The following is a 15536-nucleotide window of genomic DNA, read 5'->3' as shown; positions in this document are numbered from 1 at the left end:
GTGGCCGCGCAGACGTACGTTTGAACAACCTCGCCGCATATGTTACGCTTACATCAACGATCCATTCCCAGGATATAGGAGGTCGATACGATGTATTGCTTGCGCTAACAAGAGATGATCGGCTCCGCTACCCCTTAACGAGAAACTTAGATAAGGAGCGGTGCCGTGATGAAACATGTTAATGGAAGTGTAGTCTTCCCGGAGCGGCTGCTGGAGGAGATCCAGCAGTATGTGCAGGGCGAATGCGTCTACATCCCCCAGAGAGAGGGACGGCGGATGGCCTGGGGCGAGCGGTCGGGCCAGCGCGCGCAGCTGGCGCGGCGCAATCAGGCGATGCGCGAGCAGTTTAGACGAGGCGCATCGATCGAGCAACTGGCAGTATGCTATCATCTGTCCCATGACCGAATCAAGAAGATCGTCTACTCGACGAAACCGTAGGCCAGAGCCCGGGCAGCAGATCGTATCCGCTCCCGGGCTTCTTGCAGGTCGAGAACAGCCCGAAGCGTTGTCGCCCTATCCAGTCGCAGCGCGAATTTTTTATAATGGGGCATAGAGAGATCGGCCTGACCCGATTCAAGAGAGGAGCGATACCGATGATAACGGAGCAACGTATCGACGACATCGTCCGCAGCTATAACGAGGAGGAGGGGCAAGTGCTGAAGTTCTCCGGCACGATCCTGCTGGCGACGGAGCATCAGGTCCCGGCGGCGAAAAGCTACGGCTATGCCAATCGCAGCGAGCGGATCGCCAATACGCCACATACGCGCTTTGGCATCGCGTCGGGGTGCAAGATCTTCACCGCGATTGCGATCTGCCAGCTGATCGAGCAGGGGCGGCTGGCCCTAGATACCCGACTGAGCGAGCTTGAGCTGCCGCTGCCGCAGGTACACCCGGAGATGACGGTGCGCCATCTGCTGACGCATACCTCAGGCATCCCGGACTACTTCGACGAGGCAGTCATGACCGACTACGAGAGCCTGTGGCAGACGTTGCCGATGTATACGATTGACGGACCGGGCCGCTTCCTGCCGCTGTTCGCCGATCAACCGATGAAGTTCGAGCCGGGGGCGGAGTTCGCCTATAACAATGCTGGCTACATCGTACTCGGCCTGATCGTCGAGCAGCTGTCGGGGCGGCGATTCGCCGACTATATCCAGGACGAAGTGTTCGCGTCGTGCGGTATGGAGGATTCGGGGTACTTCCGCATGGACCGATTGCCCGAGCGTACGGCGCTTGGTTATGTGGGCGAGGACGACGACTGGCGGACCAACATCTATTCGATCCCGGTGCTGGGCGGACCGGATGGCGGCGCGTACACGACGGCGCATGATCTGCGCAAGTTCTGGGCGGCGCTGATGGAGGGACGACTGCTCTCGCCGGAGATGACCGCAGAGCTGCTGCGCCCGCAGGTAGAGACGGACGAGGAAGGGCTGTATTACGGCTACGGCGTCTGGATGACGCAGCTCGACGGGGAGGTATTCAAGTACTTCGTCATGGGCTTCGACCCGGGCGTGTGTATGCTCTCCTCCTACTATCCGGCGCTGCGGGCGGAGGCTCATGTGCTGGCCAACATCGATAGCGGGGCAGGCTGGATCGCCTCCGACCTGGACGAGCAGCTCCGGCAAGCGATCGGGTAGATTAGAGTCGTCCCGAGCCCCGTCTGCCGGAGTACGCTTACGCTCGGTACTGCTGACGGAAGGCATGCGGGCGAAGCCCGGTATGCTTCACGAAGCAGCGTATGAAGTAGGGGAAGGAGCCAAAGCCCGTCGCTTCCGCGATCTCGCCGATCGGCGCATTCGTACGGATGAGCTGCTGCTTCGCTTGTCCGATCCGATAGCGGACGAGATAGTCGAGCGGCGTACAGCCGAAGGTCCGCTTCATGCAGAGCGAGATATAGTTGGCGTGGTAATGAAGCGCCTGCGCTAATTGCTCGTAAGATACTGCTTCTCTATAGTGACTGCGCAAATAGTGAGCCGCCGCCTCCGCGATATGGAACGGGCGGCTCTTCGGCATGCCCGCGCCCGCCTCCTGCAAGGCGTACAGCAGATCCTGGAACGCCGTCTGCTGTCGCCACTTGGCCTCGGGCGTCGGCTGCTGCTGGAGCGTCAGGATATGCTTGATCTGTTGCAGCGCCTGCTCCGGCTGGAGCAACTGCGCCGACTTGGGCAGGAAAAAGGAGAACGTCTCGATCGGCGCATAGGGCTCGACAGATTGCGATAGGGCAACCGTCTGCTCCTCCTCTACCTCCGTCCAATGGCCGAGCGTCTGGAAATGCAGCCAGTAGAAATGCGTCTTCTCCTGACAAGGGGCGGTCGTGCGGTGAGCAGCGTCCGGCCGCAGGATCGCATACTGGTCGGCCCCCAGACGGTATTCGATGCCGCGCTCCTCCAGCGCCAGCAATCCGCGTGTGACGTAGATCAGGTCGAATACGCCGATATGGGCGCGGTCCGGATGACTGCGCCCCGGCGCGTACGTATCCTCTCCGCCGACGGTGAAGTGGGGCATCGGCGGCGCGATGAAATGCAGCATAGACAGTCTCCTTTGGCCGAGGGCAGCCAGCGTCAGCGAGCGTTCGCCTACCGGCAACAGTTATTGCTGCAACCTTATCAGATCGGGCTGCCTGAGGCAATAATAGGTTGCGATCGGATAAAAATGAGTTGCATCAGGCTCTCCATGCCGCCCCCTCCCAAATGATACAGTTTAAGTGGTCGTCATCAATCGCGAACGAAAAGGAGAGACTTGTCATGACATTAACAAAAACTGCCTTCGAAGCGCTGCCGCTCGGAGCGATCAAGCCGACAGGCTGGCTGAGGGAGCAGCTCCTGCTGCAGGCGCGCGGCTTGACCGGTCATCTGGAGGAGCACTGGCCGGATGTCGGACCGAATAATGGCTGGATCGGCGGCCAGGGCGAGAGCTGGGAGCGGGGACCTTACTATGTGGACGGGCTGCTGCCGCTGGCTTACCTGCTGGAGGACGAGCGGCTGATCGCCAAAGCGAATCGCTGGATCGAGTGGGCGCTGGCGAGCCAGCGCGCCAACGGTCTGTTCGGACCCGAGAGGATCGAGACGGTGAACCATGATGTGGAGAAGGATCAGGATTGGTGGCATTATATGATTATGCTCAAGGTCCTGATGCAGCATCAAGAGGCGACCGGAGACGAGCGGGTCGTGCCGTTCCTGACGAAGTTTCTGAGCTATGTCCATGCGACGATCGAAGCGCAGCCGCTCCGAGGCTGGGCCAAGACCCGGGGGGCGGAGATGCTCCTCTGCATCGTCTGGCTGTATAAGCGGACGGAGCAGCCATGGCTGCTGGAGCTGGCTGGCATCGTCGCCGGGCAGACGACGGACTGGAGCGATATCCTGCATGACTTCCCGTTCTGGCGCAAGGTCGAGCAGTGGGACTGGACGACGCATGTCGTCAATGTCGCGATGGGCGTCAAGACGCCGGGCGTGCTGTACGAGCTGGGCGGCGATCCGCGCGAGCGGGAGGCGGTCCACCGCGGCATCGATGCGTTGATGACCTACCACGGTCAGGCGCACGGCATGTTCTCCGGCGACGAATGGCTGTCCGGGACGAGCCCGAGCCAGGGGGTGGAGCTGTGCGCAGTCGTCGAATATATGTTCACGATGGAGCAGTTGACGCGCATCTTCGGCGATGGCCGCTTTGGCGACATCCTGGAGAAGGTGGCCTTCAATGCGTTGCCTGCGGCGATCTCGGCCGACTGGACGTCGCATCAGTACGATCAACAAGTGAATCAGGTGATGTGCAACGTCGCCCCGCGCAACTGGAGCAATCACCCCGACGCCAATGTATTCGGACTGGAGCCCAACTTCGGCTGCTGCACCGCCAATATGCATCAAGGCTGGCCCAAGCTGACCTCTCACGCCTGGATGCGCGATCACGAGGGCGGACTGGTCGCCGTATCGTATGTACCGTGCGCAGTGGAGACGGTAGTCGGCACTGCGGGGACACGAGTCTCGATTCGAGTCGATACGCAGTACCCGTTCCGCGAGCAGGTGCGTATGACGTTGTCGCTCGCCCAGCCGGAGCGCTTCGCGCTGTCGCTGCGGCTGCCCGCCTGGTGCGACGAGGCGCAGGTTCGGGTGAATAGCGATCCCGTCGCGTACGAGACGGCCCACGGGTATGCCCGTCTTCATCGCGTCTGGCAGGATGGCGACGTCCTCGAGCTGGAGTTGCCGATGCAGCCGACCGTTACGCATCGCAATCTGTATGCGGCGAGCGTGGAGCGGGGGCCGCTTGTGTACGTGCTGCCGATCCCCGAGAGCTGGCAGCGGATCCGCACGCGCGCATGGTTCCACGATTGGGAGCTGTATCCGGCGGCGAGCTGGAAGTACGGTCTGCTCGCGGATAGCAGCTTCGAGGTCGTAGAGTCAGATGTGCCGGCGCAGCCCTTCCTGGCCGCAGAGTCGCCGGTGAAGCTGAAGGCGCGGGGACAGGTGATCGCCGATTGGCGACTCGAGAGCAACAGCGCCGGCACGCCGCCGCTCTACCCCGATACGCAGGGGCAGCCGGTAGAGGAGCTGCTACTTGTGCCATACGGCGGAGCCAAGCTGCGGATCGGCGAGTTCCCTTGGATTGGCGCGCGCCCATCCTTTAGAGATCGGACGGAAGGCGCATAATATTGTACACCCTTTCATAATATTGATTCCTTCTCCCGTCGCCAATAATGACTATGATTAGAGATAGAAAGAGCCATATTACTCGAGAGGGGCACTAACAGATGAAGGCAATCAAGCGCAGCGCGGTACTTCTCGTAGCGATCGCCATGGTCCTGCTGGCGGCATGCGGCGGCAACGGAGGCGGGGGGAGCAAGGAGCCGAACGGGAATGGGAATGGGAACGGCACGGCGCAGCCCGAGGCGTCGAACGCCAAGCCGGTGGAGCTCGTCTTCGCGATGCAGGCCAACGCCAACGAAATCCCCGGCTGGACGGCGATGATCGACGCGGCCAACAAGAAGCTGAAAAGCGAAGGCAAAAACATCACGATCAAAATCGAAAAAATCAATACGGCCAACTGGCCGGAGTATTATCAAAAGGTCAACGCGCAAATCGCAGGCGGCCGGTCGCCCGATCTCGGTCGAATCGCCGAATCGTTCATGCCGCAAATTATTAAAAAGGATCAGGCGCTGGACATTACCGATATGGTCGATAGCCTGGACAAGTCGCAATACTTCGAGGCCTCCTTCCAAAACTCGGGTTACCAGGACGGCAAGTATTACGGTCTGCCCTCCGGCATCTTCTACATGCTGATGTACTATAATAAGGACATGTTCGACGCCAAGGGCATCGCGCATCCGTCCAAGGATTGGAATCAGGCATCCTCCTTTGCGGAGATTCGCGAGATGGCGAAGCAGTTCACGGCAGGAGAGGGCGCGAGCAAGACATTCGGGTTATCCGCGGGTCCTTTCCTGAGCTATGCGGGCGGCATGTTCTCCCTGTCCAATGGCGGCAAAAATGTGTTCAACGACGATCTGACGCCAGCCATCACGGAGCCGGAGACGAAGGAAGTGTATCAATGGTTCGACGATATGCTCCGCATCGACCATTCCTTGCCGAGACCGACCGATACGAAGATTATGGGCGGATTCGATATGTTCAAGGCAGGCCGCATCGGGATGGCGATCGACGGTACCTGGTATGTCGGCAGCGTCAAAAACGATATTAAAAACTTCAAAGTCGGCATCGCAGCGATTCCATCTGGCAAGGGCAAGGCGTACAGCTCGCAATTCATCGACAACTTCCTGATCTGGAAGGGCACCAAGCACCCGGAGGAGGCCAAGGAGGCGCTCAAAGCGATCTACAGCAAGGAAGCGTGGGATGCGCTGGCGAAGCTGGGCGTCGGCGGGCTGCCGATCCACCGCGGCACCTTCGACGAGATCAAGGGCAACCTGTTCGGCGACGCGATCGATGCGGATGATCTGGCCGCCTTCACGCAGGCGCTCGATCACACCGTATCCGTGCCGTACAACGCATTCTACGAGGAGGCTGATCAGAAGATCAACGCCCAGCTCGACGGCTGGCTGCTCGGCAAGTTCACCGTCGACGAGTTCCTCGACAAAGCCGCACAAATCCTGTTGGAGACGAAGGAAAAAACCGGGTCATAACAAGCAAGGTCAAAGCGAGGGAGCCGATCCCTCGCTATCCTTGCATGTCGGGGCAAAACGAGTAGCAAGGATGATGCCGCGCGTGCCATAATGAGGGAAACGGGCGAGAGACATGCGACCCTATCAGACAAAGCAGACAACAAGGAGGGCAAGAGCCATGTACACCGTGCTGATTGCCGACGATGACCGTCTCATCCGAGAGGACCTCGGATCGATGATTGACTGGCAGGCCAGCGGCTTCCGCCTCGTCGGCGAGGCCGATCATGGCGCAGAGGCGCTGGGACTGGCGGAGACGCTGAAGCCCGACCTGATCCTCACGGATATTAACATGCCTGTCATGGACGGGATCGAGCTGATCCGGCGCGTCAAGGCGAGGCGGCCTCAGACCAAGATACTCGTCATGAGCAACTACGATGACTTCCAGTATGTGAAGGAAGCGATGAAGCTGGGCGCGACCGATTATGTGCTCAAGTATACGCTCGACCCTCCGGCGCTGACCGCGATGCTGGAGCAGCTGCATGGCCTGATCGCGGAAGAGCGGACCGCCGCGCAGCGACTAGCCGATATGGAGCTGGCCGGACGCGAGGGCAGACAGCGCCAGTTGGAACGCTTCGCGAGTCGTCTGCTGCACGATGCAGACACCTCCGAGGCGATGGTGGAGCAAGCCCGCGCGCTGTCGCTGCCGCTATCGGGCGGTAGCTGGCTGCTACTGCTCGTAGCGGGCGCCGCGGAGCGGGAGACGCTGGCGCAGCAGGCGCGCTCAGATGGAGAGGCGACTGACAGCGTATTCGTCGCGGAGCTTGCCCCTGCGCTGCATGCGGTGATGCTGCATACGGTCCAGCGCAGCTACCTGATGCTGCGGCAGCGCAGCCACAGCGCCGCCCAAGCGATCGTCCGCGCCGAGGCCCGGCCCGGCCTCGCGGTCCTGATGGGCGAGCCCGTGGAGCGGTTGAGCGATCTGCCGACGCAATGGGCGAGATTGCAGGCGGCCCGGGAGGCGGCCTTTTACGACGGGGCGAAGCCGCTCCAGTATGTGAGCGCGACTGCCGGCCCGGCCTTCAGGCGGCGCGACGAGGCCGCGACGGATCGCGGAGAGGCAGCCTTGCTTCATGCGCTCCGGACCCATCAGCCAGACGAGGCGAGGGCTGAGCTGCAAGGGGTGCTGGATCTGCTGCGCGAGATCAGGGTCGCCCCCGAGGAAGCGAGAGATTACTTGTACCTGTTGTTCAGCCAGATGGCCAAGGCGATGAAGGCGAGCGATCCAGCGTTTGCCGACAGGCCGGATACGGTTGCCTTCCAGCGGCTGCTGACGGCTCGCAGCTATACGCTAGACGAGCTCGAGGCGGAGCTGGGACGGCTGTTAGACGCCTATTGGCGGACGGTGGAGACGAGCGCATACGCCGGCTATCGGAGCGAGATCAAAAAAGCGCTCGCTTTTCTGGAGCGCAACTACAGCCGCGAGCTGTCCTTGCTGGAGGTTGCCGACCATGTCGGACTGAGCCGCAATCATTTCTGCAAGCTGTTCAAGCTGGAGACGGGAGACAACTTCATTAATGCCCTTAACGGTATCCGCATCGACCGCGCGCGAGAGCTGCTGGGGCAATCCGACGCCCGGGTCAAGGAGATCGCGGGTCAGGTCGGACTGCCGAACTACCGGTACTTCTGTCGCATCTTCAAGGCGGTCACCGGCATGACGCCAACGGACTACAAGCAATCGGGCGAGCCTCGCCAACAGTCGCAGCGATGAACCGACAGGGAGGAGGGCCGCGATGAAACGTTGGGGACACCGCATCTATCGCGCGTGGTCGGGCAGCCTGAAGTACAAGCTGATCGTCTACTTCATCGCGATCTCGATCCTGCCGCTGATGCTCGTCAGTTATCTGGTTCACGATCGGGCGACGCAGATGGCGCTGACGCGGGATACGGCGCATTTCGCCGAGTTGAATCAGAGCCGCATGTCCGCGCTCGATCGGGCGCTGCAGGAGATTGCGTTTGTGATCGGGGATGTGACGACGAATTTTCATACGACCTATTATTTGCAAAATATCGACGCCGCCAATTACGAATCCGACCGTTCCTTCAACGTGCTCTCGGAGGTCGGCGCGAAGCTGGACAACATCCTCGCTGCCAAGCCGCTCCTCTACGATGCCATCGTCTTGCTGCCGAGGAAGGGCGGCTTGCCGTTTTTTCGCGGCTTGACGAAGCTGGCCTACACGGACGACTTCACTGCGCATCCGCTCTATCTCGCCTCTGCCGAGCATTCGACGCAGATTCTGTGGAATTACGCTTTGACGGAGGGCAAGCCGGAGCTGGTCGTATCCAAGAGCATCATGGATGTGTTCGACGGCGAGGTGCTCGGGGTGGCGCTGTTCTATATCAATGTCCCGGTGCTGCTCGAGGAGATGGAGCAGGCCGAGAGCCGGACGGACGAATCGACGATGATCGTCAACGAAGCCGGGCAGCTCGTCTACCACTCCGATGCGGGCCGCATGGGCAGCATGCTCTCCGAGCAGGATCGATCGGGGCTTGCGCAGATCTGGCAGGAGGACAGCGGCAGCTTCACCCGGGTAGCGGATGGCGCATCTTATGTGGTGACGTTTATGACCTCCAAGGTGAACGGGTGGAAGATGTTCCATATCATGCCCTATGCGACGATTACGCAAGGCGTCGATCAGCTCTCCCGGACGGTGCTGGCGGTGACGCTAGTCGTGGGCGGCTTCGCGGTCTTCCTGGCATCGGGGTTGTATCTCGGCTTGTACCGGCCGATCGCGATGCTGATGCGGGCTATGAAGCGGGTCGAGATCGGCCAGTTCGGCGAGCGCGTCCACCTGCGCAGAGTCGATGAGCTGGGCAGCCTGGCACGCGCCTTCAACTTCCTGGTCGAGCGCATCGGCGTGTTGATCGACGATGTGAAGCAGGAGCAGCGGGAGAAAAAAGAGCAGGAGATCCGGGCGCTCCAGGCCCAGATTACGCCGCATTTCCTCTACAACACGATCCATGGGATCAAGTCGCTGGCGCGCATGAACCGCCCGCAAGAGATTGAAGGGATGGCCGGCGCACTGATCGATCTGCTGCGGATCAGCGCGCGCGGCGATCGGGATACGGTCACGCTGCGGGACGAGCTTCACTACGTCCGCAGTTATGCCAAGATTATGGAGTTCCGCTACCAGATGCCGATCGAGATCACCGTCGTCTGCGACGAAGAGCTGCTGGATTGCGCGATCCTGAAGTTCACGCTGCAGCCGCTCGTCGAGAATGCGATCCTGCATGCCTTTACCCGAGACATGGAAGACCGCTCGATCGTCATCGACGTCCAGGCGCACGAGGACGATCTGACGATTGCCGTCCGGGACAATGGCAGCGGCATCCCGCCGGAGCGCTTCGCGGAGCGCTCCGGCAGGTGCTTTCCCGTACGCGTCGACAGCGCCCGTCAGGCTTTCAACAGTATGGGGATCGCCAATATTCACGATCGCCTGCAGCTTCACTTTGGCGAGCCGTACGGCTTGACCTTCGAGAGTAGACCCGGCGAGGGGACGACTGTCCTCGTCGAGCTGCCGAGGCAGCGCTTCTCTGCCGACGACTCTTCCTCTTAGCAAGATCGCTAGACTAGCTATCCAACAAGCCGCCGCGAGGCAGCTTTTGTTAGTGGGACCCTCATCAGCCGCTTCGCTGCGAAGCGGCTTTTCTATACCCCCGCCAAGTAGCGGAGCAGGCTTCGAAGTCTCGCCCCGCCTTGCGGGGTTTTTGTCGTCCTCGGGCGAGGCTCAGCCATCGCATAATATTGTGCACCACTCCATAATATCCGTTCGTAGCTGGGGCTGCGGGACGCGGCTACACTGAACATAGCGCGTCAAGCAACTTGAGCGACAGAAAGGAGCATGGCGGATGAGAAACGCGCCTAAGCTGAATCGTCACGAAAACTGGTGGGGGTATTTGTTCGTCTCGCCGCAGATCGTCGGGCTGCTGGCCTTTGTGCTGTTTCCCGTACTGATGTCGTTTTATCTGATGTTCATGGACTGGGACTTCACCAGTACGCCTGTGTATACGGGACTCGACAATTTCAAGACGATCGCGGGAGAGGAAAATTTTTATTTTGCGCTGCGCAACACGTTTATTTTCGTCGTCGGCATCGTGCCGCTGACGACGGTCGTCGCACTGGGGATGGCGCTGCTGACCAACAAGAAGCTGAAGGGGCTGGCCTTGTACAAGGCGGCGTTTTTCCTGCCGATGGTCACCTCCTCGGTCGCTATCGTTCTCGTCTGGTACTGGGTGTTCGCGCCGGAGATCGGGCTGCTCAACAACTTCCTCGGCGCGATCGGGATCGCTGGGCCCGAGTGGCTGACCGAGTCGCTGTGGGCGCGGGTCGCGATCATCATCATGAGCACCTGGCAGGGGATGGGGTATTACTATCTGATCTTCCTCGCCGGGGTCAAGGGCATCCCGGACGACTACTACGAGGCGGCGGAGATCGACGGCGCCGGGCGCTGGCGCAAGCTGACGCATATTACGCTGCCGCTGCTGTCGCCGACGACCTTCTTCATCGTCGTGACGATGCTGATCGGCGTCTTCAACCTGTTCCAGGAGTCGTTTATCCTGACCTCCGGCGGTCCGCAGTTCTCAACCTACACGCTGGTCATGTACATCTACGATCTGGCGTTCCGCTACTTCCGGATGGGCGAGGCGGCGGTCGTATCCGTGGCGCTGTTCGCGATCGTCATGATCGTCACATTCGTTCAGTTCAGATTATCGAGACGGTGGGTGAACTACATTGACTAGATTCAAGCTCGGTACGCTGTCCATCCATCTGCTGCTTGTCCTGATGGCGCTGACGACGATGTTCCCGTTCTATTGGATGATTACGACCGCGCTGAAGCCGAGCGATGCGATCTTCCAGGTGCCGCCGGAGCTCTATCCGAGCTCGGTGACCTGGGAGTACTTCCCGCGCGTGTTCGAGCTGATGCCGATGGCGCTCGCCTACTGGAACAGCGCCAAGATCACGATCCTCGTGACCGTCGGCACCTTGTTCACGAGCTCGCTCGCGGCCTATGCATTCGCCAAGGTACGGTTCAAGGGGAGCGCGATCTGGTTCTCGGTGTTCCTCGCGACGCTGATGATCCCCGGTCAGGTGACGCTGATCCCGCTGTACATCCTGTTCGGCAAGTTCAACTGGATCGATACGCATCTGCCGCTGATCGTCCCGGCGGTCATGATCAATGCGTACGGGGTGTTCATGCTGAAGCAATTTATGAGCGGCATCCCCAATGCCTACCTGGAGTCGGCCCGAATCGACGGCTGCAACCATTTTCGGGTCTACTGGCAGATCATGATCCCGCTATGCAAGCCGGCGATCGTGACGCTGGGGTTGTTCACCTTCATCGGCAACTGGAACAACTTTTTCGGACCGCTGATCTTCCTGAACAGCGAGAGCAAGTTCACCGTGCCGCTCATCATCGCCTCGTTCCGCGGCATCTACACGGTCGATTGGGGGCTGCTGATGGCTGCGTCGACGGTGGCGATCGTCCCGATCATCGCGATGTACGCGCTCACGCAAAAGTACTATATCCAGGGCATCACGCTCTCGGGCATCAAAGGGTAACAGAGGAGGGGTCAAGGCTTGAAGAGCCATCGCAAGACTATGCTCGGAGCGGGGGCGCTGCTCGTCGTCCTCGCGGCGGCAGCAATCGGCGTCGCCAGCAGGGGCGAGCCGTCGCCGGAGCGGTTGACGTTGTCCAGGGAGAGCTACTACGACAAGACGCTGGCCGCCATCGTCGGGCAAGTGGGCGGCGTGCTCACCGGCTACGAGTTCATCTCGGAGGAGCCGCTGCCCGATGACTGGTTCGGCTGGATCAAGGGGCCGTACAGCGGTCAGAGCGACTATCGGGACGAGCCGTGGAACGACCGGATCTATGAGGACCGGGGCGGCATCATCGGCTCGGACGACGATTATCATATCGACTTCTTCAATCAGCATATCCTCGATGTTCACGGCCCGGACCTGTCGGCGGCCGACATCCTCGCCGAGTGGCTGGAGCATGACGTCAGCGACTGGGGCGGCGGCGGCGCGGCGATGGAGGCGATGCGCACGATGAATATGCTGCCGCCGTTCACCGGCCGCTCGGAGTGGAATCCGTTCCACTGGGCGACAGAGTCTTATATCGAGAACGACACGCTTGGCCTGGTCGCGCCAGGCATGCCGATGACCGCGTATGAGCTGACGGAGCGATTCGCCAGCGTATCGGGCGATTCGGACCCGCTCATCTGGGCTCGCTTCCAGGGCGCGTTGTACGCGCTAGCTTACTTTGAGACGGACGCGCGAGTGGCGCTGGAGCAGGCGGCGGAGCTGCTGCCCCGCAATAGCTGGCCCTACGAGATCTATGCCAAGGTAGTCGAGCTCCATGCGGCCAATCCCGACGATTGGCGCTGGGCGCAGGGAGAGCTGCGCGAGTACAAGCGTCTCGTCTACGGCTGGGACAACATCCAGGTTATCCCGGATATTAACAATGCGCTCGGCATCCTGGCCATCCTGTATGGCGGCAACGACTATACCGAGTCGGCCAAGATCGCCTCGCTCGCTGGTTATGACGCCGACTGCACCGCTTCCTTCGTCATGGGGCTGATGGGCATCATCAAGGGGATGGAGGGGACTCCGGCAGAGGTCAAGGACGCGATCTATCAGGATGGCCAAGGGCGCTACTTCAACGACAAGAGCTTTACCCCGCATATTCGGAACGACTACCCCGAACTGCAGACCTTCGTCGAGATTGCCGAGCTGTATCAGCGCAACGCCGAGCGGATGATCGTCCACAAGGGCGGGGTCGTGGAGGAGACACAGTACCGGATTCCGGTAGAGGCGGTGCGGCGGCAGGCCGTACTGACGCTGGCCAACGGCGGCTTCGAGGCGGCCGATCTGCAGGGCTGGCAGACTGCCCATGACGGCGATCCGGCAGTGAACGTCTACGCGCAGGATAACGGGACGGCGTTCTCCGGCGACTGGAACGGCAGAGTCGATGTCGACGATGTCGCCGCCGAGGGCCGACTGTACCAGCGGTTGACCGGACTGAAGAAAGGCCAGGCGTACCGGCTCCAGGCTTACCTGACTGCCGATGCCAATGTGGAGGGGCGACTGTTCGTCCAAGCGGGCGGGCAAGAGCGCTATGCCTCCGTAGTCAATCGGACGGGGCGTTATGCGAGCCGGACGGTAGACTTCGTCGCCGCAGGCAAGGAAGCGGAGATCGGCCTGCATGCCGTCACGCTCGGCGGCTCGGGCTCGGCGACGATCGACCATGTGACGGTGGAACTGATCGGGCAGCCGCGCCGGACCGTATACGAAGCGGAGGCGGCCGAGCAGGACGGGGCTGTAACCGCCGAAGCGGAGACCGCCTCCAGCGGCCGCTATGCGACGTGGGACGAGACCGACGAAGGGCGGATCGTCTTCAAGGATATCGACGTGAAGCGCAACGGACATTACCTCGTCGCCATCACCTATGCGCAAGGGTCGTCCTCGGCGGCGAGGCTGGATGTTACGATTAACGGCGCCGCACCGTTCGCCGCCTGGTTCCCTCAGACGGGATTGCCGGACGTCTTCGCCGCCCATCGGATCGAGCTGCCGGTGCAGCTGCAGGCGGGGACCAACCGGATCGAGCTGGCCAAGCGAGGCGCATTGTACGGCAAGCTGCAGATCGATGCGATCGAGGTATCGGAGCCCATCGGGCCGGTATGGGAACGCTAGAGCATCCATTCATCGAGTAAAGGAGAGAGACATCATGCATGACCTCAGCTATACGCTGGAGCATCCGGCGTTCGACTATCGTCACCAATCGCTGGCCCTCTATATCTACACGTTCGAGAATGTCTACGGGCTGGACCGCGACGCATGCGAGGTGCGAAGGGAGGGAGAGACGCTGACCGTGGAGGCGAGCGGCCTGACCTGGGCCAATGGGCAGGAGAAGGCGGCAGGCCGCGCCCGGCTCGTCGTCCGGCCGTCAGGACACGGCGACGGCTGGCTGATCGAGGCCAAGGCCAGCGTCGTCGGCAAGAAGGTGCGCAGTTTGAAGGTGTTGATCGGCGGAGTGCCCAGCGGGGAGGTAGTCAATCTTCGCGAGAGCGCGGCGCGGGAGGTGCCGCCGTCGGGGCTGCTGCTGCATTACCCGGAGGGTTGGCGCAATCTGTACACGCCGCTTGTCGTACTGCGCCGCAAGGACGGCACGCTTGGTTACTTCCGCTCGCTGGACGCCAAGGTTCGGGACAAAAGATTCGCACTGCTGCCCAAGGGCGAGACGCTGGATGTGGAGCTGATCTTCGAGGAGGATGCGGTGCGGATGGGCGATACGATCGCCGCGCCGCCCTGGGAGATCGGCAGCTGCTCATCGCTGGAGGCGATCATGGAGCAACATAGGCAGGAGACCGAGGAGCACTATGGATTGCGCCGTTGGGAGGAGCGCGAGGACGTGCCCGCCTGGGCGCGCGATATCTCCCTCGTCGCGGCGATCCATATGCAGCATTGGAACGGGTATATCTTCAATGACTATGAGAAGACGGGCCAGACGCTGGAATGGCTGGCGCAGCGCATCGAGCCCAAGCGCATCCTAGCTTATCTGCCGGGCTGGGAAGGGCGGTATTACTGGCAATACGGCGACTATCGACCCGACCCGAGGATGGGCGGGGAGACGGGCTTCGAGCGGCTGATGGAGCAGGCGCAGGAGCTTGGCATCCGCGTCATGCCGATGTTCGGACTGAACGTCGTCAACCGCGGTCAGGAGAACTTCGAGCAATGGGGCGTGCCGGCACTGGCGCATACGGCGGGCGGCTTCCCGATTACCGGCTCGGTCGACTGGGACGGCTCGCGTCATTACGATCACGGGACCAACGCCTTCTTGAATCCGGGAGCGCCTGGCTGGCAGAACCGGCTGGTCGGACAGATCCGCGCACTGATGGAGCGCTACCGCTTCGACGGCGTGTTCCTCGACATCTCGGCAGCCTGGATCAACGATCCGTACTACCACACCTACGAAGGCTTGGCAGCGTTGTGCCGTCGCATCCGGGAGGGGCGACCGGACACGCTGATTGCCGGCGAAGGCTGGTTCGACGCGGCGGGCATCGCCACGCCCCTCATGCAATCCGGGCACACGGACGGCGTCATGCACTGGCATGACGAGCCGCATGCGCCTTTCTTCGACACCTATAACAGGGCCTTCGGCCATCTGTGCCTCGGAGCGCCGGGGTGCGGCTCGACGGGCGTGCACGAGCACGGATTCAATCCGGGCTACACCCGCACGCCGCTGCGCAGCGGGATCATCCCGACGGTGACGATCGTCGACGATACGCTGGCCACGGCCGCAGCCGAGGTCGAGTCGATCTTGGCCGATGCCCGGGACTACGCTCGCCTATATCTGGAATAGTTGCACGGCTATCT

At 61.4% G+C, this 15536-nt stretch carries 11 protein-coding genes; 10 read left to right on the top strand and 1 reads right to left on the bottom strand.

Features of this window, described 5'->3' with window-relative positions; translation table 11 throughout:
- Positions 1–168: 168 nt before the first annotated feature.
- Together PA598K_RS23585 and PA598K_RS23580 are read left to right on the top strand one after the other, a co-directional pair.
- Entirely contained in the window at positions 169–438 is a 270-nt protein-coding gene (locus PA598K_RS23585) for a CD3324 family protein (protein WP_128659318.1), read from the top strand.
- Positions 439–593: 155 nt separating this feature from the next.
- A complete protein-coding gene (locus tag PA598K_RS23580; RefSeq protein ID WP_128659317.1) occupies positions 594–1637 on the top strand; it encodes a serine hydrolase domain-containing protein in 1044 nt (347 codons plus the stop codon).
- A gap of 37 nt (positions 1638–1674) precedes the next feature.
- On the opposite strand, the gene PA598K_RS23575 is transcribed toward PA598K_RS23580, so the two are convergent.
- Positions 1675–2529, bottom strand: coding sequence for a helix-turn-helix transcriptional regulator (locus PA598K_RS23575; protein ID WP_128659316.1), 855 nt, complete (start codon positions 2527–2529; stop codon positions 1675–1677).
- Positions 2530–2744: 215 nt separating this feature from the next.
- Here PA598K_RS23575 and PA598K_RS23570 point away from each other — a divergent pair, with 215 nt between their 5' ends.
- From PA598K_RS23570 to PA598K_RS23535, 8 genes are all read left to right on the top strand, one after another.
- Positions 2745–4640 carry a beta-L-arabinofuranosidase domain-containing protein gene (locus PA598K_RS23570; protein WP_128659315.1) on the top strand — a complete coding sequence of 632 codons (1896 nt, stop codon included), beginning with the start codon at positions 2745–2747 and terminating at the stop codon, positions 4638–4640.
- Positions 4641–4741: 101 nt separating this feature from the next.
- Complete coding sequence (locus tag PA598K_RS23565) at positions 4742–6124, top strand: ABC transporter substrate-binding protein (RefSeq protein WP_128659314.1); 1383 nt, start codon at positions 4742–4744, stop codon at positions 6122–6124.
- 157 nt (positions 6125–6281) lie between these two features.
- On the top strand, positions 6282–7871 hold the full coding sequence (locus PA598K_RS23560) for a response regulator transcription factor (RefSeq protein WP_185602188.1): 1590 nt from the start codon (positions 6282–6284) through the stop codon (positions 7869–7871).
- 22 nt (positions 7872–7893) lie between these two features.
- Positions 7894–9717: a cache domain-containing sensor histidine kinase gene (locus PA598K_RS23555; protein WP_128659312.1), complete on the top strand. Its 1824-nt coding sequence runs from the start codon at positions 7894–7896 to the stop codon at positions 9715–9717.
- Between the two features lie 292 nt (positions 9718–10009).
- Complete coding sequence (locus PA598K_RS23550; protein WP_128659311.1) at positions 10010–10900, top strand: carbohydrate ABC transporter permease; 891 nt, start codon at positions 10010–10012, stop codon at positions 10898–10900.
- Positions 10893–11720, top strand: a complete 828-nt coding sequence (locus PA598K_RS23545) for a carbohydrate ABC transporter permease (protein WP_260405567.1) — start codon at positions 10893–10895, stop codon at positions 11718–11720. Before PA598K_RS23550 ends, PA598K_RS23545 begins: the two co-directional genes overlap by 8 nt.
- 18 nt (positions 11721–11738) lie before the next feature.
- Positions 11739–13853 (top strand): ADP-ribosylglycohydrolase family protein, encoded by a 2115-nt coding sequence (locus PA598K_RS23540; RefSeq protein ID WP_128659310.1) that lies wholly within the window; start codon positions 11739–11741, stop codon positions 13851–13853.
- Positions 13854–13887: 34 nt separating this feature from the next.
- A complete protein-coding gene (locus PA598K_RS23535) occupies positions 13888–15522 on the top strand; it encodes a hypothetical protein (protein ID WP_128659309.1) in 1635 nt (544 codons plus the stop codon).
- Positions 15523–15536: the final 14 nt, after the last annotated feature.

The organism is Paenibacillus sp. 598K (assembly GCF_003851045.1).
Lineage (GTDB): Bacteria > Bacillota > Bacilli > Paenibacillales > Paenibacillaceae > Paenibacillus_D.
This window is presented reverse-complemented; position numbering and strand designations above follow the sequence as displayed.